Origin of the sequence: Bradyrhizobium sp. WSM2254 (genome assembly GCF_000472645.1) — a bacterium.
In the GTDB taxonomy this organism is placed as follows: Bacteria; Pseudomonadota; Alphaproteobacteria; order Rhizobiales; family Xanthobacteraceae; genus Bradyrhizobium; species Bradyrhizobium niftali.
In genome coordinates this window covers 17,548-36,083 of the sequence record NZ_KI421446.1, presented here as the reverse complement: position 1 = coordinate 36,083, position 18,536 = coordinate 17,548, and the positions used below count along the sequence as shown (strand labels likewise).

The window sequence follows — 18,536 nt, the reverse complement described above, 5'->3', positions numbered from 1 at the left end:
TTGGAATTTTCATGCGCCCCACCACCGCACGAGAGAAGGCCAAAATGGTCGCCGGTGCAGCTACGGCCGTCATCATGACGGCCGTGCTGTTCGTCATCGTGCTTGCATTTCTGCTGCCACAATAGGCGCTATCGGCGCGGCGGACGGATGCCGCCGCGCGGACTCAGGCGGCGCGCACCGTCCGGAGGAATTTTCCGACTTCGTCCTTCAGCCGGTTGCTGTCGGTCGCCAGCATCTTTGCGGTCGAGAGCACCTGCGAGGACGCCGAGCCGGTCTCCGCCGCGCCGCGCTGCACGTCGGTGATGTTCGAGGAGACCTGCTGGGTGCCGTGAGCGGCCTGCTGCACGTTGCGCGAGATCTCCTGGGTCGCGGCCCCCTGCTCCTCGACGGCCGCGGCGATGGTCGACGACACTTCCGAGAGCCGCTCGATCGTCGCGGAGATGTCGCGGATCGCGTTAACGGATTCCTGGGTCGCGGTCTGGATGCCGGAAATCTGCTGGCTGATCTCGCCGGTCGCCTTCGCGGTCTGCTCGGCCAGCGTCTTCACCTCGGAGGCGACGACCGCGAAGCCGCGGCCGGCCTCGCCGGCGCGCGCGGCTTCGATCGTGGCGTTCAGCGCCAGCAGATTGGTCTGGCCGGCAATGGTGTTGATCAGCTCGACGACGTCGCCGATCCGCGTGGCCGCGACCGAAAGCTCGCTGACGCGCTCGGTGGTGGTGCGCGCCTGGTTGACGGCTTCGCCCGCCATCCGCGCCGATTCCTGCACCTGCCGGCTGATCTCGTTGACCGAGGAGGACAGCTCTTCCGTGGCGGTCGCTACCGACTGCACGTTGCCGGTGGCTTCGCCCGAAGCGGCCACGACGACCGAGGTCAGCTCCTGCGCGCGCTGCGCGGTGGTGGCCAAGGTCGAGGACGACGCCTCAAGCTCGGTGGACGCGGACCCGACTGTTTCGATGATCTCGCCGACCGCACGTTCGAAGCCGTCGGCCAGGTTGACCATGTCGCGGCGGCGCTGCTCTGCGGCCTGCTTCTCGGCTTCCGCCTGCGCCGCCTTGAGCCGCTCCACTTCGAGCCCGTTGGTCTTGAACACTTCGACGGTCCTTGCCATGTCGCCGATCTCGTCGCGGCGATCCTTCTCGGGCACCTCGGTCTTGAGATCGTTGCGGGCAAGGCCTTCCATGGCGAGCTTGAGCCGGGCGATCGGCCGGGACATCGCATTGAGGCCGATGAACAGCGCGATCGCGATGCCGAGGATCAGGCCCCCGGCGCTGACGCCCATCACGGTCCAGGTCGCGGAGCGGGCGTCGCGGTTGATGGCTTCCTTGCGCTTGGCAACCGCCTGCGCGGTCTCGGTCACGAACTGGGCGATGCGGGCCAGGGCCGCATCCATCACCGGGTCGCACTCCTTGTGCGCCCGGTCTGCGGCCTTGGCATTGTCTTCCGTGGTGCTGGCCTGCGAGCCAGCCTTCAAAACCGGATCGCAGCCGGCGAACACGGCCTTCAACTGGTCACCGATGCTCCTGATCTGGCTCGCGCGCGTTGGGTCGTCCTGCTCCGCCGCGTCCAGATATTGGCGGATTTCGTCGCGGTTCTGGGTCGCGATCTTGAGACGGTTGGCGTTGCCGGCCTCTGTCGCCTCGGTGAAGACGGCATAGAGCGCCGCGTGATAGGTCTCGGCGCGGCGCTGGGCGCGGGTGAGGTTGAGCGCCGACGACTGCGTCGCGGAGAGCTCGGCAAACCCGTCGACGGTCGCAGAGAGTTCGCGCGTGCCAAAGGTGGCGACGCCAACCATCGCACAGCCCATCACGGCCACGATCAGCGCGACCTTCCACACGATCTTCAAATTGTTCAAAAAGCTCATCGCAAGATCCAATGATGTCCAGTCGAGGGCGTAATCCCAGCAACGTGCATTGGAGCCGGCGGTCGTTAAAATTTAATACCAAATGATACCGGTACTCTTACCGAAAAATAACTCTTTGGAGTCCTGCCGTAAGCTTGGCGTAAGCTTCGGCCGCCTTTTTCAGGATGCCTGCTCCCGTATCGCCGGCGCGGAACCAAGCGCGTGCGTGGCCCGTTCTTGCCCCATGCGGATCTGGACAGACCATCGAAACATGTTCTTGCTGGGGGCGGTGACGCTCTGCTGCGTCGTCGTCGCCGGCACGCTTGCGCTGTACGAGCCGGTCTTTGGACAGGCTCCGGAGCGGCGGGTCGCCGACAACAGCAGGCCGGTCGATGCCGCGGCCCCGGCGGCGGTCCGGGTGGTCGGGGCGCCCTTCGTGCCCAACGTCAATCCGCGCCAGCGATAGCGCTCACCTCGGGGATGTGCCCTTCGGAGATGTGCCCTCGCCCTCCCCGGGTCGTCCATGGGCACGCGCCAATTCCTCGACGAACGCGATCACCTCCGCCCGCTTGTCGGGCGTCAGCGACAGGAACGCGCGAACAAGCCTCAAGCCCTCGACTTCGTCCGACTTCTCTTTTCCGGCATCCATCCGCCCACTGTCGGGCGCCCGGGAAAAATATGCAATCCCTTGCAGGATACCTTCTTGATTCGCCCCTCGAGCTTTGGTGGAATGGCACTAACAGGGGTGGCCCATGAAGTGGATCACGGAGCGCGACGCACTGATCGCGCAGACACTGGCCTTCGTCCAATCGGTAACCGGCAAGAAGGACGACCTCCGTCCGCCGGAAAGCCCGCCTGCTGCGTTCGCGGTGGTGACCACGGAGATCGTGACCGTGCAGGCCATTGCGGCCGAAACCGACCCGCCACCGGCGGTATCTCCCCCCGCTCCCGAGGCTCGGCCCGTCCAGGTCCCGCCGCCCCGCACGGGTGGCGATTTCCGCACCGAGATGCAGGCCAGGATCGCCAGTTTCCGCAAGCATCAGGAGCGGTTCGAGCGCGAGCGCGAGGAATATTGCGCGGCGACCCTGACAAAAGTCCGCGCCGCCATCCGCGACGCCGCCCCTCCTCCGCCGGCCGCCAAGTAGGGCAGGCAGGCCTCAGGGACCTACAGCCAGGACCAAACCAGCCAGAGATTGGCTGCGCAGGCGCCGAGCAGCGCCAACGTCAACGGCAGGAGCATGTGCCCGCAGGAGGTTTTCAGGTCGCTCGTCATGGCCAAAAACATCCGCTGATTCCGGCCGGAGAGTCCCAGGGATTCTTTTTTTGGGGATTCAGGACTCGTTTACGACTCAAGGCCTTGGGCGCTCCGATCACGCCCCCGTGATTGCCCGTCTGCCGGAACCCCGCGCCGGTGAAGTCGTTAATGCGCTTTCCGGGAGCGGGAAGAATGCCCTACGCCTTGTTCTGCAACGACGCCCAGATCAGCAAGGCCTATCCTGATGAGTCCGACGTCTGGAAATTGGCGCAGCGGAGCGGTCTCGTCGTGGATATCAGCGCCGACGACGAGCGTGCCGGGCCGCGCCGGGTGCTCGACAACGACTACGAGATCAAGCCCTGCCGGGCAGCGCAGGGCGAGGACCCCGCCACGAACAAAGCCGAGGCCGAGCGCGAGTCCAGGATTGAGCTTCAGCTGAATTTGTGAGGTCGGGCCGGAAGCCGGGGGTTCAGGGCGTTGCGGTCGCCAGCGATGCCTGCTCGCCGGCCAGCGCCACGCAGGCCTTGCGGCGGTGCAGCCCGCGGATCGCGCCGGTGACCTTCAACACCTTGCCGGACGGACAGGAGGCGTCCTTGACGAAGGCCACCTCATAGGGTGCCAGCATCAGAGGCTCGGATTTGAGGATTGTTTGGGCAGCGCATGGCACGGCGACCAAGCACGAGAGCACTGCTGCCGACACCAAGATACGCATGACCGTCGTCCCACCAGCCCTGTAATTCTCATATAACGCGTTCCGGAGCGCGAGTTCCGTAAGCGGCAAAGATTATTTTTGCTTTACGCCGGCCCCATGACACGCGTGGGAACGCGCGCGCCGGAATGTTTGCTTGCAAATGACGCGCCAGATGGTTCACGCCAAGCAAACAACGGGCTGGCGAACGACGGGTGGGCAAACGGACGGGTGGGCAAACGAAAGGCCGGCGCGAGCCGGCCTTTGTCAGATCTGGGACGGCTCCTGGCGGGTCAGTAGCGCGAGGCTGACGGACCGCCCCAGCCGAAGCGGTAGTTCACACCGACCTTGACGGTATGCTCGTCCTCCCGGCCGCGGACGCCGACGATGTCGGCCGGCCCGGAGGTGAACGTGGTGCTGCCGAAATTGTAGTACTGGTACTCGGCCTTGGCCGACCAGCTCGGCGCGAACATGTATTCGAGGCCGGCGCCGACGGTGTAGCCGTCCTTGTTGTTACCGGTGGCGGTGAAGGTCTGCGGCACGCCGGCGACGTTGACGCCAAGGCCGCCATTGCGCCAAGCGTAACCACCCTTGGCGTAGAGCAGCGTCGGACCCCAGGTGTAGCCGATCCGGCCAGTCACCGACCCGAGCTGGTCCGTGTTGGACGTCACCTGCGTTCCCAGCGGGAACGTGACACCGTTGTTGTTGGTCGGCAGCCAGGAATACTGGGCCTCGACACCCACGACCCAATTGGGCGCGAACTGGTAGTCGAAGCCGCCCTGCACGCCGCCCAGGAAGCGGGCGTCGCTCGACTGGAAGCTGCTGTCGCCGGCGAACGCGCCGCCGACATGGCCGCCGATGTAGAAGCCGGTCCAATTATAAATCACCTGCGGCGGCGTATAGGCCGGTGCCTTGGTGTAAGGGCGCGGCTGCATGTCGGCCGCTGCGGCCGGCGCGGCTAGCGCAAGCAGAGCGACTGCGCCCAGCAAAATCGTTTTCATATCCATCCCCGTTCTTTCAAAATCGACCCTCAGCAAACAACGTGGCGTGAATTTGGTTGCTTCGCGGCGATGCCGGAACGTTGATCTTTCGATACTGTGACGGGGTGGCAACATCGCGATTTTGTTCCGTCACGTTGCCTTGCACCGGCTGTTTCTGCCACCCGCGCAAGGCTTGCCGTAACGATCTGTCGCAAGGCTAATCCGCCCCGTTCAAAGCTCGCCAAAATGTGATCCGGCGGCTTCTGTCCTAGCACCAGCCGATGAAGGCGGGCTTTGCGCTACCGCGTCATCTTTTCCAGTTCCGGAAAGGGTGCGTAAACCGCGCCAGTACAGAACTCGCTGGCGCGATCGAGGACGCGGTCGGCCCGTCCGTTGACGAAGACGACGGCGCGCTCGCGCATGACCTTGTAGCTGCCGTCGGTCTCGCGGGGCATGAAGCGCAGGCAGCTCACGTAGAACTGTCGGCCGCCGACCTCGCGCAGCTCCGGCTCGGCCATGCCGGCCTCGCGCACGCCGACCGGATTGTTCAGATAGGCGCGCATCAAGGCGAGCGTGTCACCGCGGAAATTGTCGGGAAAAGGCTGAGGACCTCCAGCCTGGGTCCCGGCCATCAGGGTCGGACGGTCACCGTCGCTGCCGAAACACCCCGCGAGCGCCAGCGGCAATGCCAGGATCAATAGCAGGCTCGCCGCACGTTTCGCCAATCGCCCCACAGGTCACGCTCTCCGCTCGCTCAGATCAGGGAGATGTTCTAGCCCCAAGGTTGCGCGAAGGGAATTCGCTTGCAGGCGCACCGGCCCGCCGCCGGTGCCTTGCGCTTTCGCGCAAGACGCCGGGACAACGGACCGGGCCTGAATTCCGCACGCGCCAGCAGGGCAATGCCAGGGATGCCGCCGCGCGGGATCAGTCGTTAGCTGCGCTTCTCGGTCGTCACCGGCTTGGTGACGTCGGGCTGCGCCTTCAGCGACTTCTTGGCCGACAGATGCTTGTGGTGATGGCGATGCGTCCGCACGGTCTTGTGCTCGTCGGGCGTGACCGCGGCGTTCGCATTCATCGTCTTCGACTTGGCGTCGACCTTGGCATCCGCCTTGACGTCGGCGGCCTTGGTGTCGGCCTTGACGCCGGTGTCCGGTTTCACGGCGGTGTTCGACGTCTTGGTCTGGCTCTGGTCCGCCTTGATCACCGGGGCGGTCGTGGTGGTCTTGCCGGCCTCGGCCGCGAAGGCCGGAGCTGCGATCACGGAAGCTGCGAGCAAGGCTGCGGAAATGGTCTTCAACATGGTTGGTCTCCTCTTGGAAGGATCTTGAGGCGGGCGCCCTCTCGCCACCCCTTCGATCGTAGGTGGGAGCCTAGGCCTCGCGCGCTGAACCCAGTCTGAAGCCGGTTGCAGGCTTCCGTTCATCTGGATGACAAGTTTGTCATCTGCGGCAGGGCGAAGGGGCCGGGGCAGCCGGGAATGTTTTTGCCCGGCGGGTGTTCCGGTCTTCAGGCAATCGTGTAGGATCGCCACGCTTCATACGGGAGAACTTAGATGCGCAAACTCTCAATGCTTCTGCTGCCGGGACTCGTTTCGATGACGCTCGCAGCCGGGCCGGTAATGACCGGCGCCTATGCCGCGGGCGGAGACGATCCCTCGTCGCCGCCGAAGTCGGACACGTCGACCAAGAAGGGCAAGAAGAAGAGCTCCTCCGTCAGCGATCCGAAATTCCTTGCTGCCTATCGCACCGCCTACACCACGATCTACGACGACCATAACTACACGGGCGCGATCGATCAGTTGAAGTCGCTCAAGCGCGACGACGTCGCCGACGTCGCCAATCTGATCGGCTATTCCTATCGCAAGCTCGGCGACTACCAGTCGTCCAAGGTCTATTACGAACTGGCGCTGAAGGACGATCCGAACCACGTCCGCACCTGGCAGTATTACGGCCTCTGGCAGCTCGAGCAGGGCAACCGCGAGCAGGCGCAATATCACCTGAACAAGATCGCCTCGCTCGCCGGCACCGACAGCTCCGAGTATCGCTCGCTGGCCGCGGCGCTCGACAAGCCGACCGGCGCGACGCTCGTCTACTAAGCCATCTGGTTTCCGAACGACGCGAACCGGCACAACCTCGGGGTTGTGCCGGTTCTGCTTTCTCGGCTAGCCTCCCGCACCAATCCTTCCCTCGCAATTCGGTGCGTAATGGACAGTTGGCTGCGATCCGCGATCGACTACATCGGCTCCTGGGTCGAATTCCAACAGACGACAATCCAACAGCCGGGCGTCATCATCGCATTCGCCCATCGCGGCGAGGTCGTCGCCGAGCACGCATTTGGCCTTGCCAATCTCGACACCGGCGAGAAGCTCACCCCGCGCCACCGCTTCCGCATCGCCTCGCACTCGAAGAGCTTTACCTCCGCCGGAATCATGAAGCTGCGCGAGCAGCGCAAGATCCGGCTCGACGACACGGTCGGCCAATATGTCGCCGGCCTGCATCCGCGCGTCGCCGAGACGACGATTGCACAGGTGCTCTCGCACAGCGCGGGGCTGACGCGCGACGGCGCCGATTCCGGCCAGTTCATCGACAGCCGCCCCTATCTCAACGCCAGGGAGCTGCTCGCGGAGCTGAAACTGCCGACCGCGATCGAGCCCGGCACGCGCTTCAAATATTCCAATCATGGCTTTGGGCTGATTGGTCTCGTGATCGAAGCGATCACGAAAGAGCCCTACCCGGTCTGGATCAGGCGCGAGATCATCGAACCTGCGGGCCTGCGCGAGACCGAGCCAAACGTACCGCTTCCCAAGGGGGCGGCGTTCGCGCGCGGCCATACCCGAACGCTGCCGTTCGGCGAGCGATGCGTGATCCCCGGCGACAATCCAGCGCACGCGATGGCGTCGGCCGCGGGCTTCGTCGCCACCGCCGGCGACACCGCCCGCTTCTTCGCGCAGCTTGCACCCAACGCAAGAAAGAGCGTGCTGTCGGTCGCGAGCCGGCGCGAGATGACGCGGCACCATTGGCGCATCCCGCAGAGTTTCGAGGGCTATTACGGCCTCGGCGTCAACGCCGGCAAGACCGACGGCTGGGACTGGTTCGGCCATGGCGGCGGTTTCCAGGGCTACATCTCGCGGACCTGCTCCCTCCCCGCTTGCGAGCTCGCGATCAGCATCCTCAGCAACTCCGTCGACGGCGCGGCGCCGCTCTGGATGGACGGCGCGATGCAGATCCTGCGCGTCTTCAAGACCCGCGGCGCGCCCGACCGGCGCCTGCGCGACTGGACCGGCCGCTGGTGGACGATGTGGGGCGCGGCCGATCTGGTGCCGATGGGCAACCGCGTGCTGATCGCCAATCCGCAGTTCAACAATCCGTTCATGGATGCCGCCGAGATCGAGGTCACCGGCCGTGATGCCGGCAAGCTCTCCTGGGCCGCCGGCTATTCCAGCCACGGCGAGCCGGTGCGTCGTGTCCGCGACAAGCGTGGCAAGGTCAGCGACATCTGGGTCGCAGGCGCCAATATCAAGCCGGAGCGTGTCGTGGCGCGCGAGATCGCGCGGAGATATCCGCCGCGCAAACGTCGGCCTACTCCCTGATCAATCCCTCGACCTCGCCCCGAAACGCCTGCCGCGAGCCGTCGCGCGAATAGAACATGTGGCCGCCGGGATAGACGACGAACTTGATCCGCTGGGTCGCGAACGCCGGCAACTGGTCGAGCGCCCGCTTCGTTCCGAAATAGGGCGTGGCGAGATCAAACAGGCCGTGTGCGACCAGGACGTTCAGCTTCGCATCTGTCGCGAGGATCTGGCGCAGCTCGGACACTGACTGCGGCGGGTTGATGCCGCGGCCGAAATCCCACTGCCCCTCGACGGCGCCGTTCAGGACTTCGTAGGAGCCATCGGGTCGCCAGTTGAGCTTGCGGGTCAACACGTCGACCGCGGCGCTCGTCAGCGGCGCCTGGAGCGCGTCGCCCGAGGGATCCCCGAAGCGCGTGCTGCTGGAATCCGGATAGGGATCGAAGCCGCGCACGGAGGCATCGTAGCGTCCCGTCACCTTGCCGTTCTTGCGATCGAATTCGCGGCGGAATTCACCGACGTCGAAACGGCCGGCGAGCCTGCGGCTCACCGCCTGATCGATGCCGGTGAGCTCGGCGACCTTGTCGGCCAGGCGATTGGTGGCCTCCTTGTCGGCTTCGCCCTTGACGAGGTCGGCCAGGAATTCGCCGCGCGCGTAAGCCTCGACGTCGGCGAGATCGGCGCGCTTGACCGGTCCTTTGGTCTCGCGCGCCACCGCCACATAGCTCGGCAGCGTCGCGACATATTGCAGGAGGCTGGTGCCGGTGAACTCGCGGAAGTCGAGCAGCGGCGACACCAGGATCAATCCCCTGACGCCGACGCCGTGCTGGATCTGCAACTGGCGCACGACCTTCGGCCCGCGGATGCCGCCATAACTCTCGCCTGCAACGTATTTCGGCGAGACCAGCCGGTCGTGCTTCTCGAGCCAGCGGCGGATCACCAGCGCGATCGCGTTGACGTCACCGTCGACGGAATAGAAGGACTTGCGCGCGTCCTCGCCCGTCGCAACGAACCGGCTGTAGCCGGTGCTGACGGGATCGATGAAGACGAGATCGGTGAAGTCGAGCCAGGTCTCCGCGTTCGGCTTCACCTCGGGCGAGGCCGACGGCGAGAGGGCTTCGCCATCGAGCGGCAGCCGCCACGGGCCCGCAGCGCCGAACTGCAGCCATGCCGAGGACGCGCCGGGTCCGCCGTTGAACAGGAACGTCACGGGGCGCGTGGCGCGGTCGGCACCTTCGAGTTGGTAGGACGAGTAGGCGATGTCGGCCAGCGGCTCGCCCTTGCCATCGAACACGCGGATCGAGCCGGCGGTTGCGGCGAAGTTGAGCGTGCGGCCAGGCAGATCGAGGGTCTGCTTCGTGGTCGAATCCGACGGGAGACGGTGCAGCTCGGCGGCTGATGATGGATTCTGCGGCGCGCTTTGCGCGCCACTGCCACGCCCGCCCTTCTGTCCGGCTGGGGCCGCCGTCTCGGCGCGCGGCTGGGGCGGATCGTCTGCACGGGCAAATCCCGCGAACGCGACCGCGGACACCGCCAGCACCAGGGTCACACGGCGGACCTCCTGCAAACTCGTGACCATGATCGTTCTCCCTGCCCGGCTGTGGCAGCCGGTGAGGCCGATAGGCTAGCGCGGAATTGCGACGGTTTGGGGGATCATGGGTCCGACGGCGCCCAAGGAGGCCGATCGGGCTGGAAATGCCCCGGATTCGTCCCGGACCCGCCGGCCGTCCGTTTGCTTGAAGGGCGGTCATCCTCGACAATGCAGGTCCGGGTGTATAGACGAGCCCGGCGGAACTTTCTCGAGCCAGCGGCCCTGCCCGGAAGCCATGACCAAGACAGCGCGCTACGACCGGATCGCCTTCGTCGCCAGCCCGAGCAGCGAGGCGCAGACCGCCTTCGGGCAGCTCACCAGGGACTATGGCAATTGCGACCCGAACGAGGCCGACGTCGTGGTCGCGCTCGGCGGCGACGGGCTGATGCTCCAGACGCTGCATCAGCACATGCACACGGGAAAGCCGATCTACGGCATGCACCGCGGCACGGTCGGCTTCCTGATGAACGAATACTCGACGCACGATCTGCGCGCGCGGCTCGAGGCGGCCCATGAGTCCGAGATCAATCCGCTGCTGATGCGCGCGACCGACGTCAACGACCACGTCCACCTGCACCACGCCATCAACGAGGTCGCTCTGTTCCGTCAGACCTACCAGGCGGCGCGCCTGCGGATCCTGATCGACGAGCGCGAGCGCATGCCCGAGCTGATCGCCGACGGCATCATGGTGGCGACGCCGGCAGGCTCGACCGCCTACAACCTGTCTGCCCAGGGGCCGATCCTTCCGATCAACGCCGCGCTGCTGGCGCTGACCCCGATCAGCGCCTTCCGCCCCCGCCGCTGGCGCGGCGCGCTGCTGCCCAACACGGCCTATGTCGTCATCGAGGTGCTGGAGGGCGACAAGCGCCCCGTCGCCGCGGTCGCCGACCACGACGAGGTGCGCGACGTCCGCCGCGTCGAGGTGCTGTCCGACAAGACCATCTCGATGCGCATGCTGTTCGACCCCGGCCACAGCCTGGAAGAACGCATCTTGCGCGAGCAGTTCGGGTACTGAGCCCACCGCCCGGCGCCCTGACCGGCGCTTTGGGACGCCCAGTCGCAACCCTTCGTTAACCCCCGCCACGATATGGTTAACGAAGGTTGACCGCTCTGGCCCAGGCGTCATGTTCCGCATCGATTTCAACAAGCTGCGCTTCCTCGTCTGCGACGACAATCCGCACATGCGCCGCATCCTGCGGACGCTGCTGCATTCCTTCGGCGCGCGCGAAGTGTACGAGGCCGAGGACGGCGCCACGGCGCTGGAAATGTACAGCCATTACGTGCCCGACATCGTCATCACCGACTGGGCGATGCCGATCTTCGACGGGCTCGAGCTCGCGCAGATGATCCGGCAGCCGGAATCCAAGGGCAACCCTTACGCGCCGATCATCATGCTGACCGGCCATTCCGAGAAGCGCCGCGTCACGGTCGCGCGCGATGCCGGCGTCACCGAATTCCTGGCCAAGCCGATCTCGGCCAAGGGTCTCTATCAGCGCATCCTCAACGTGGTCGCCAATCCCCGGCCCTTCATCAAGACCAAGACCTATTTCGGTCCGGACCGGCGCCGCAACACCAACTCCGCCTATATGGGCCCCGAGCGCCGCGTCGGCGAAAAGCACGAGGTGCTCCAGCAGCCCTCGCTGCTCGACAAGGCCCGCTCCTCCATCTAGCGCAACGTCTCACGCGAGGCAGGTATCATGGCGAAGAACAGCGCAAAGGACATCGAGGTCACGGCCTTCGCCACGCATCAAATCATCACGCAGCCCAATCCGCTGCGCAAGGTTCTGCGCCGTGTCGAAGACAAGGACATGGACGATCCGGTCAGCCGCGCCGAGCAGGCGCTCGCCGGTCTCGCCGGTGAGTTCAAGGACTGGATGACGACCGAGGTCAACCGCCTGTCCGCCGCCTACGTCGCCATCCGCAATGACGGCTTCACCAAGGACAGGCGCGACGAGCTGTTCCGCGCCGCGCACGACATCAAGGGCGACGCTGCGACATTCGGCTATCCGGCCGCGGCGGGAATCGCCGAGAGCCTGTGCCGCGTCATCGAGCACGCGCCCGATCTCGAACGGGTGCCGGCCGAACTGTTCACGCACCACATCAACGCCATCCTGGCCATCGTGCACGAGAACACCAAGCTCGACAGCATCAGCGTCTCCGCCGAGCTCAGCCGGCGCCTGCGCAAGGTCGCCGACGACTACCTCGCCGACGTCAACCGCGATCGCCCCGAGCATCTCGAGGTGATCCTGGCGCCGAGCATCGTGCCGGCGGAGTAAGGGCCTCTCTCCTCCATTCGTTGCGAGCCAACGGGGCCGCGCTTTGCGCGGACCCGTTGGCTCGCAATGACGGAGTTTCAGGCTACTCCATCGACACGACCAGAATCGTAGGGTGGGCAAAGCGAAGCGTGCCCACCAATCAGCATGAGCTGCGTGGAGAGATGGTGGGCACGGCGCTACGCGCCTTTGCCCACCCTACGGCGTCTCGTTACGCCGCGATCAGATCGTCGTAAACCGGATCGACCGTGTCGTCCGCGACCAGCTCGTCGCAGAACAGCCTTGCCTCTTCGCGCGCGGACTCGGTGGCGAAGCGGCGGAGCAGGACCATCAGCGGTTCGGTGGCACCACGGTCGGTCTCGCAATGGGTGAGCACGCGCTCGACCATGCGCCGGCGCAGCCGCACCGCACCGTCGTCGCTATCGACGAAGCCCTGCTCGTGGCAGGCGTCGAGCGCCACCTGGAACGCCGCAAACGTCGCCTCGGGAAGCCCGGCGCGGCGCAGCAGCGCGTGCAGGCTGTTGCCGCCGCGATCGTGCAGCAGCGCGGTGACGCGCGCCAGCGGCAGATCGGCGAGTTCAGCCAGCGCGGCATCGAACAGATCGAGATTGCTGGACAACAATGCGCGCAGGATCAGGCCCGCGGTCAGCTGGCCGGTGACGCGCAAATGATGCACCAGGCCCTGCATATCCTCGCCGCGCGAGCGCGCCGCGATGTTCATCGTGGAGCGGTCGCGCGCCTCGATGGTGATGCGGTCGGCGCGATCGGCACTCAGCCAGTTCCGTGCCACGACGAATTGCGCCAGCGTCTCCGACAGCTTGGCCACCAGCGCCGCGCGCGTTGCGGCCGGCAGATCCTCCAGCACCAGCATCGCTTCGCGGATCGCGGCGAGATGGCCGTGGCGTTCGACGATACGGTTCCAGGAGAACGGCGCGAGCTCGGCATGCGGATTTTCGATCAGCTCGAGCGCTGCCGCTGCGCAGCCGACTTCGGCGATGGCGGCGCAGACCGACACCGGCAGCGCGATGCGGCGCGCGACCGCGCACTGCACCTCGTCATTGCCGGTTGCGACGATGTCGACGAGATCGGCATCGATCAGCAGCGGCGAATGTTCGAGCACGGGCAGCGCGACGGTCGGCTGGTCCGCCGACAGCGCCCGCACGATCGCCGCCGGGGCATCCGTGCTGCGCGCAAAGGCCTCGGCCATCGCCTGCCGCACCAGCGGCGAGGGATCGTCGAGCAGCATCAGCAGCGCGCCTTCGGCGGCGACGCGGTCGTCTGCGGAAAGGTCCGAGATCAGCCAGGCCCGGGCCAATGCCCGTGTTGCCTCGGCCCGCTCGCCGGCGGACGCCGTCCTGATCCAATTGATGAACTGCCGAACAATCATGCTGCTTCCGGCTTACACAACAAACGAAATTGGTGACGGCTCGTCACCTGCAACACAAAATAAACCACGACGCTTAACAAAGCGTTCACCATAACTGGCTGGTTTTATTGACGTTTTGTTAAGGGAACCAAGCCGCCTCTGCTTCCCTACCCCGGCCCTGCGCAGCAACGCTGCGCGTCCGGGACACGCGCGCGAGGGTTAGCTCGAGAACGTGCCGCCGCGATCGCTGAAGAGATCGAGCGGCTGCGGCGGCCTCACATCCGGCGTCGCTGATGCGACCGAGGTCGCTGGCGCGACCGAGGTGAGCGAGGCGTTGTTGCCCCACAATTTCTGCACCGTCGTCGAGACCGGCTGCGTGGTGTCGCCGGGCTGATAGATCGAGCGAAACATCGGCGTGCTCGGTGCATTGTCCGCGACCGTGGCTGACGATGTAGCGCTGACCGCCGTCAAGCCGCGCGCATCCGGAAAGGTCTGGAGATAAGCGGCATTGTCGATCACCCGCGTGGTGGGCAGCACGGCATTTGCGCTTGCGACCTGCGTCGTCGACGGCGTGCCGCCATACATCGCCATCGCGCTGCGCGTGGTCTTCGAATTCGCCGCGCTCGCATAGCGCGCGTCCAGCACCGAATAGACTTCGGAGACGCTGCGGGCGCGGCCATCCCTGGCGTAGAAGATCGAACGGTTGGCGGATGCCGCATTGGGGAACAATCGCGCGCCGACCGCTTGCGGATTGTCCTCGGCATTGGCGATCAGTTTTGCGGCTCCGCCGACGCCCATGAAATGCGCCATGTAGAGCTCGCTGTCGGACGGCCTGCGGCCGAGCAGACCGGTGAGCTTGAAACTGTTCGACTGCGTCAGCGCCGCGGCCATGCTGGAGGCGGCTTCCGGATCGTCGCGCAGCTTCATGATCGACCGCTTCATCACGGGATCGTCGACGGTGTAGCTGCCCGACGACGTCCTGGTGATGGCGTCGGAATAATTGCCGTAGCCGAGCTGGGTCCCCGCCTCCTTCACCGTGCCGAGCCAGGTCTGGTCGATGAACTGGTAGAGCCCGTGCGCGGACGAGGTGGTGGCCCCGGCCGTCGGATCGAAATCCGATTCCATCTTTGCGGTGGTCAGCATGTATTGGAAGCTGACGCCCGTGATGTTCGAGGCCTGCTTGATCGCACCGGCGACGCGCGCCCGCGACGGATCGAGAACCGCCGTCTGAGAGGCACTGGAATTGTCGACCGACATGATGGAGTGCCCGCCCCGCGCGGCGTTGAGCGACGCCGGCAATTCGGCGCCCTGTCGTCTCACCGTGGGACAGGTATGGTTAATGCGGGGTTAATTCGGGGATCGAACCATCCCCGAGTCATTTCGGGGCATCGCGAAGCGATGAGCCCGGAATCCATCCACCCGCGCGTGATGCCGCACGATGGCTTCCGGGCTCGTGCTGCGCACGCCCCGGAATGACAGAGGGGCTACTTCTTGTAGACGTCGCTGGGATCGAACAGCCGCTCGGCATCGACGAAGACGAGCTTGGCTCCCCCGCCCTCGGCCTCGACCTTGCGGTAGAAGCAGGACCGGCGGCCGGTGTGGCAGGCGGCGCCGATCTGCTCGACGCGAATCCAGACCGCGTCCTGGTCGCAATCGGTGCGCATCTCGACCACGCGCTGGGTCTGACCCGATGTCTCACCTTTTCGCCACAAGGCATTGCGCGAGCGACTGAAGTACCAGGCCTCGCCGGTCGCGATCGTCTTGCGCAGCGCCGCGTCGTTCATGTGGGCGACCATGAGCACGTCGCCAGTGGCGACATCGGTCGCCACGCAAGTCACGAGCCCGGCCGCATCGAACCGGGGCTGGAAGGACAGACCTTCCTCGATCTCATGGGAGTGAGCGGACACAGAAACCTCGCCAGTCAACTCGCGAGGTCAGCGCGTGCCTCGCACCAGGGACAGGAAACGGGCCTGCTCCGCCGGATTGTCGCGGAACATGCCGGTAAAGCGGCTGGTGAATGTCGAGGCGCCATGCTTGGCGACGCCGCGCACCGACATGCAGGTATGCTCGGCCTCGATCAGCACGGCAACGCCGCGGGGCTTCAGGACCTCGTCGATCGCCGCGGCGATCTGCGCCGTCAGATGCTCCTGGGTCTGGAGCCGGCGGGCGAAGATGTCGGTCAGGCGGGCAAGCTTCGACAGGCCGACGACGCGCTCCACCGGCGTATAGGCGATGTGCGCCTTGCCGTAGAACGGCATCATGTGGTGCTCGCACTGCGAGGTGAACTCGATGTCGCGCACCAGCACGAAATCGTCATAGCCGGCGGTCTCGCCAAAGGTGCGGTCGAGCACCTCGGCCGGACACTGGTGATAGCCCTGATAGAGCTCGTCGAAGGCCTCGACCACGCGGCGCGGCGTGTCCAGGAGGCCCTCGCGCGCGGTGTTCTCGCCGATATAGGCCAGCAGCGTCTTCACCGCCGCTTCCGCCTCTGCGCGCGCGGGGCGCGGCTGGTCGGCGCGGACGGCGGCCGCGAGGAATTCGGCAGGGTCAAGCTCGGCCGGGCGGCTCTCGGGCTGCCGGTCGGAGGGCTTGTTGGGGCGTAGGGATTTGATCGTAGCGTCCATATCGACTCCGTTCGACGGCCTTGCGGCCGGAGTGTCACCGGCAGACGGGGCGGCAAGCCGCCGGACGCCTGAAGACTACAGTTTTGGCGAAAAAGGTCCGCAATTTCTGACGTCGGCCCGCGTGGTCCTGGATCACCGCCGCCGGGCCGCTGGACTGTTTTTCCACCCGTTCCGACCCTATATAGGACCGTGGACGGCGCCCGCCAAGGCCGATCCGGTGCGGAAGTGTTGGACTCCATCACATGCTGAACGACATTTATAACAAGCGGATCATCGAGTTGGCCGGGAATATTCCGCGCCTCGGGCGGCTGTCGGCCCCCGATGCCACCGCGACTGCCCACTCCAAGCTGTGCGGGTCGACCGTGAAGGTCGATCTCAAGATGAGTGGAGACACCGTCACCGACTTCGCCCATGACGTGAAGGCCTGCGCGCTGGGACAGGCCTCTTCATCCATCATGGCAAGTCACGTCGTTGGCTCGACTGCGAGCGAACTCCGTGAGTTACGCGAAACCGTTCGCAAGATGCTCAAGGAGAACGGCGCGCCTCCTGAAGGCAAATGGGAAGAGATCAAGTTCCTCGAGCCGGTGCGCGACTACAAGGCGCGCCACGCCTCGACGCTCCTGACCTTCGATGCGGTGGTCGATGCCATCGGTCAGATCGAGGCGAAGGCGAAGCAGCCGGCTGCGGCGCAGGGCTGAACCGCCCGCGTCATTCCGGGGCGTCGCAAAGCGACGAACCCGGAATCCCGAGATGACAGCGCGAGATTCCGGGTTCGCGCTGCGCGCGCCCCGGAATGACTGCAAGATTTGAGATCCTACTTCTGCGAGCCCGCGCTCGGCGCCGTCCCGGTCGGCACCAAGGCTTCCGCCGTCTTGGTCGACCTGGCCGCCTGCTCCGGTTCCACGCCAAACCTGGCCTGCGTCTTCGGTGTCAGCTCCGCCATGGCCGGCGCCGTGACGTCCACATGCGGCAGCACGTCGGCCACCAGATCGGTCGTCACGAGATTGGTGAGCTTGAGCTCGCCGGTGTCCAGCTCGTGCAGATCTTCCCAGGGCGGGACGCTGAGCGCGAGCGACAAAAGATCGCCGGCGCCGCCCATGTCGAAAGTGTATTTGGCAAGCCGGCCGATGTCGCGTTCCACGATCATCAGATCCTGCGCGCTGTAGCTCGCCGCCTTGGCGTCGTCGGCACGGTCGCCCATCCAGATCTGATGGACCCGGACATGGGCGGCGTCCGGCACGTAGCGCTTCTTGCCGGCCAGCAGCAGGAACACGCACATGGATTCGCAATAGGCCTCAGGCGCGACCGCCGGACGGGCCGACTGCCCGCCGCGGTTCTGAACGCTGATGCCGACCGTGGTCAAAAGCCCGAGGTTGCGGAAGTGCCTGCCGAGCGTGATCGCGTCGTTGACGGAACCGCCGCTGGAATCGAGCACGACGGTGGCGCCGCCGAGCTGGCGCCCGCGCGAGAACTCCTCGAAATCCCTGGGTGTATCGGCGGTGATGATGCCAACCGCGCTGACCCAGCCGCGGCAGTTCGGCTCGCAGGCGATCCAGCTGAACTTCATCGGCAGCTTGCGCTCTTCGAGAGCAGCAGCGGCATGAGCCTTGGTGCCGGTCGTAGCGACAGCTCCGGACAGCGCGATGCCGAGTGCGGCAGCCCCAAGCACCAACCAGCCGCGACGATCAAGGGAGTTCAGAAGTCTCAATCTGGTTCCTTCCCCAAGCCCCAAAGGTCCCCCGACAATCCTCGGTAGCGCCCTCTGAGTCCATCATACACGAGTATGCTTCTACACACGGACGTCATAAAAATGGTATCCGGGGGAATACAGATCGTCCATAGGTACTTGCTGCACTGCTCCCAAAAAGCACGTAAAATATGGCGCGCAAACAACAGCTTGCTGTTCCCTGCGCCGGAACCGGGCAACACCTCGCCGACGATCGCGGCAAAGCGCACATGAAGCATTCAGCCTGCGAGCATTGTTCCAATCCCGTCGAAGGCGCGCTTCGCCTCCCACGCAGATTCGGTCGCGCGCTGATCTGGCTCTATCGCCATACACTCTCGCCGCTGGTCGGCTACAACTGCCGGCACCTTCCGACCTGCTCCGCCTACGGCGACGAGGCGATCGAACGTTTCGGGCTCTGGGCCGGTGGCTGGATGACGCTCGCGCGCCTACTTCGCTGCAATCCGTACGGCACGTCGGGCATCGACAACGTGCCCCTCGCCGCGCCGCCCGGGGCACGTTGGTATTTGCCCTGGCGTTACGCGCGCTGGCGCGGCGTCAACGCCTCCTAAGTTTGTTGCGGTGCTTTGCGCATCGCTGCCCTGAGTGGAACCGGAACTTTCTCCTC

At 65.5% G+C, this 18,536-nt stretch carries 21 protein-coding genes; 10 read left to right on the top strand and 11 right to left on the bottom strand.

Features of this window, described 5'->3' with window-relative positions:
• Nucleotides 1-163: 163 nt before the first annotated feature.
• Complete coding sequence (locus A3M7_RS0140875) at nt 164-1,861, bottom strand: methyl-accepting chemotaxis protein (RefSeq protein ID WP_027549083.1); 1,698 nt, start codon at nt 1,859-1,861, stop codon at nt 164-166.
• Nucleotides 1,862-2,111: 250 nt separating this feature from the next.
• Between A3M7_RS0140875 and A3M7_RS50165 the strand changes: the two genes are divergently transcribed.
• The 3 genes from A3M7_RS50165 to A3M7_RS0140850 all read left to right on the top strand — a co-directional run bounded on the left by A3M7_RS50165 (nt 2,112) and on the right by A3M7_RS0140850 (nt 3,542).
• Nucleotides 2,112-2,306, top strand: coding sequence for a hypothetical protein (locus A3M7_RS50165; protein WP_027549082.1), 195 nt, complete (start codon nt 2,112-2,114; stop codon nt 2,304-2,306).
• Nucleotides 2,307-2,592: 286 nt separating this feature from the next.
• Entirely contained in the window at nt 2,593-2,985 is a 393-nt protein-coding gene (locus tag A3M7_RS0140860; protein ID WP_027549080.1) for a hypothetical protein, read from the top strand.
• A 302-nt stretch (nt 2,986-3,287) separates the two neighbouring features.
• On the top strand, nt 3,288-3,542 hold the full coding sequence (locus A3M7_RS0140850; RefSeq protein WP_027549079.1) for a hypothetical protein: 255 nt from the start codon (nt 3,288-3,290) through the stop codon (nt 3,540-3,542).
• A 22-nt stretch (nt 3,543-3,564) separates the two neighbouring features.
• Here A3M7_RS0140850 and A3M7_RS51465 read toward each other — a convergent pair whose 3' ends face one another.
• The 4 genes from A3M7_RS51465 to A3M7_RS50160 form a co-directional block, all read right to left on the bottom strand.
• The gene (locus A3M7_RS51465; RefSeq protein WP_027549078.1) at nt 3,565-3,807 is read right to left on the bottom strand and encodes a DUF6719 family protein; all 243 of its coding nucleotides are present in this window, start codon (nt 3,805-3,807) and stop codon (nt 3,565-3,567) included.
• A gap of 269 nt (nt 3,808-4,076) precedes the next feature.
• Nucleotides 4,077-4,784 (bottom strand): outer membrane protein, encoded by a 708-nt coding sequence (locus A3M7_RS0140840; RefSeq protein ID WP_027549077.1) that lies wholly within the window; start codon nt 4,782-4,784, stop codon nt 4,077-4,079.
• A 278-nt stretch (nt 4,785-5,062) separates the two neighbouring features.
• Nucleotides 5,063-5,497 carry a hypothetical protein gene (locus tag A3M7_RS0140835; protein ID WP_245284441.1) on the bottom strand — a complete coding sequence of 145 codons (435 nt, stop codon included), beginning with the start codon at nt 5,495-5,497 and terminating at the stop codon, nt 5,063-5,065.
• A 197-nt stretch (nt 5,498-5,694) separates the two neighbouring features.
• Nucleotides 5,695-6,063 carry a His-rich protein BRANT gene (locus A3M7_RS50160; protein ID WP_027549075.1) on the bottom strand — a complete coding sequence of 123 codons (369 nt, stop codon included), beginning with the start codon at nt 6,061-6,063 and terminating at the stop codon, nt 5,695-5,697.
• Nucleotides 6,064-6,315: 252 nt separating this feature from the next.
• Here A3M7_RS50160 and A3M7_RS0140825 point away from each other — a divergent pair, with 252 nt between their 5' ends.
• Nucleotides 6,316-6,858 (top strand): lipopolysaccharide assembly protein LapB, encoded by a 543-nt coding sequence (locus A3M7_RS0140825; protein WP_027549074.1) that lies wholly within the window; start codon nt 6,316-6,318, stop codon nt 6,856-6,858.
• A 108-nt stretch (nt 6,859-6,966) separates the two neighbouring features.
• A complete protein-coding gene (locus A3M7_RS0140820; RefSeq protein WP_027549073.1) occupies nt 6,967-8,352 on the top strand; it encodes a serine hydrolase in 1,386 nt (461 codons plus the stop codon).
• On the opposite strand, the gene A3M7_RS0140815 is transcribed toward A3M7_RS0140820, so the two are convergent.
• The gene (locus tag A3M7_RS0140815) at nt 8,342-9,910 is read right to left on the bottom strand and encodes a S10 family peptidase (protein ID WP_027549072.1); all 1,569 of its coding nucleotides are present in this window, start codon (nt 9,908-9,910) and stop codon (nt 8,342-8,344) included. The two genes, A3M7_RS0140820 and A3M7_RS0140815, sit on opposite strands and share 11 nt — an antisense overlap.
• 247 nt (nt 9,911-10,157) lie before the next feature.
• Here A3M7_RS0140815 and A3M7_RS0140810 point away from each other — a divergent pair, with 247 nt between their 5' ends.
• The 3 genes from A3M7_RS0140810 to A3M7_RS0140800 all read left to right on the top strand — a co-directional run bounded on the left by A3M7_RS0140810 (nt 10,158) and on the right by A3M7_RS0140800 (nt 12,198).
• The gene (locus tag A3M7_RS0140810; protein ID WP_027549071.1) at nt 10,158-10,937 is read left to right on the top strand and encodes an NAD kinase; all 780 of its coding nucleotides are present in this window, start codon (nt 10,158-10,160) and stop codon (nt 10,935-10,937) included.
• Between the two features lie 109 nt (nt 10,938-11,046).
• A complete protein-coding gene (locus A3M7_RS0140805) occupies nt 11,047-11,592 on the top strand; it encodes a response regulator (protein WP_008549760.1) in 546 nt (181 codons plus the stop codon).
• 27 nt (nt 11,593-11,619) lie between these two features.
• The gene (locus tag A3M7_RS0140800) at nt 11,620-12,198 is read left to right on the top strand and encodes an Hpt domain-containing protein (RefSeq protein WP_027549070.1); all 579 of its coding nucleotides are present in this window, start codon (nt 11,620-11,622) and stop codon (nt 12,196-12,198) included.
• A 208-nt stretch (nt 12,199-12,406) separates the two neighbouring features.
• Here A3M7_RS0140800 and A3M7_RS0140795 read toward each other — a convergent pair whose 3' ends face one another.
• The 4 genes from A3M7_RS0140795 to folE all read right to left on the bottom strand — a co-directional run bounded on the left by A3M7_RS0140795 (nt 12,407) and on the right by folE (nt 16,185).
• Nucleotides 12,407-13,582, bottom strand: coding sequence for a DUF2336 domain-containing protein (locus A3M7_RS0140795; protein WP_027549069.1), 1,176 nt, complete (start codon nt 13,580-13,582; stop codon nt 12,407-12,409).
• Between the two features lie 198 nt (nt 13,583-13,780).
• Entirely contained in the window at nt 13,781-14,860 is a 1,080-nt protein-coding gene (locus A3M7_RS0140790) for a transglycosylase (RefSeq protein ID WP_027549068.1), read from the bottom strand.
• A gap of 185 nt (nt 14,861-15,045) precedes the next feature.
• Nucleotides 15,046-15,468, bottom strand: coding sequence for a phosphoribosyl-AMP cyclohydrolase (hisI, locus tag A3M7_RS0140785; protein WP_027549067.1), 423 nt, complete (start codon nt 15,466-15,468; stop codon nt 15,046-15,048).
• Nucleotides 15,469-15,495: 27 nt separating this feature from the next.
• On the bottom strand, nt 15,496-16,185 hold the full coding sequence (folE, locus tag A3M7_RS0140780; RefSeq protein WP_027549066.1) for a GTP cyclohydrolase I FolE: 690 nt from the start codon (nt 16,183-16,185) through the stop codon (nt 15,496-15,498).
• Nucleotides 16,186-16,427: 242 nt separating this feature from the next.
• Between folE and A3M7_RS0140775 the strand changes: the two genes are divergently transcribed.
• Complete coding sequence (locus A3M7_RS0140775) at nt 16,428-16,883, top strand: iron-sulfur cluster assembly scaffold protein (RefSeq protein WP_027549065.1); 456 nt, start codon at nt 16,428-16,430, stop codon at nt 16,881-16,883.
• A gap of 116 nt (nt 16,884-16,999) precedes the next feature.
• Here A3M7_RS0140775 and A3M7_RS0140770 read toward each other — a convergent pair whose 3' ends face one another.
• Nucleotides 17,000-17,893: a hypothetical protein gene (locus A3M7_RS0140770; RefSeq protein ID WP_027549064.1), complete on the bottom strand. Its 894-nt coding sequence runs from the start codon at nt 17,891-17,893 to the stop codon at nt 17,000-17,002.
• 248 nt (nt 17,894-18,141) lie between these two features.
• Between A3M7_RS0140770 and yidD the strand changes: the two genes are divergently transcribed.
• The gene (yidD, locus tag A3M7_RS0140765) at nt 18,142-18,480 is read left to right on the top strand and encodes a membrane protein insertion efficiency factor YidD (RefSeq protein ID WP_027549063.1); all 339 of its coding nucleotides are present in this window, start codon (nt 18,142-18,144) and stop codon (nt 18,478-18,480) included.
• Nucleotides 18,481-18,536 lie beyond the last annotated feature (56 nt).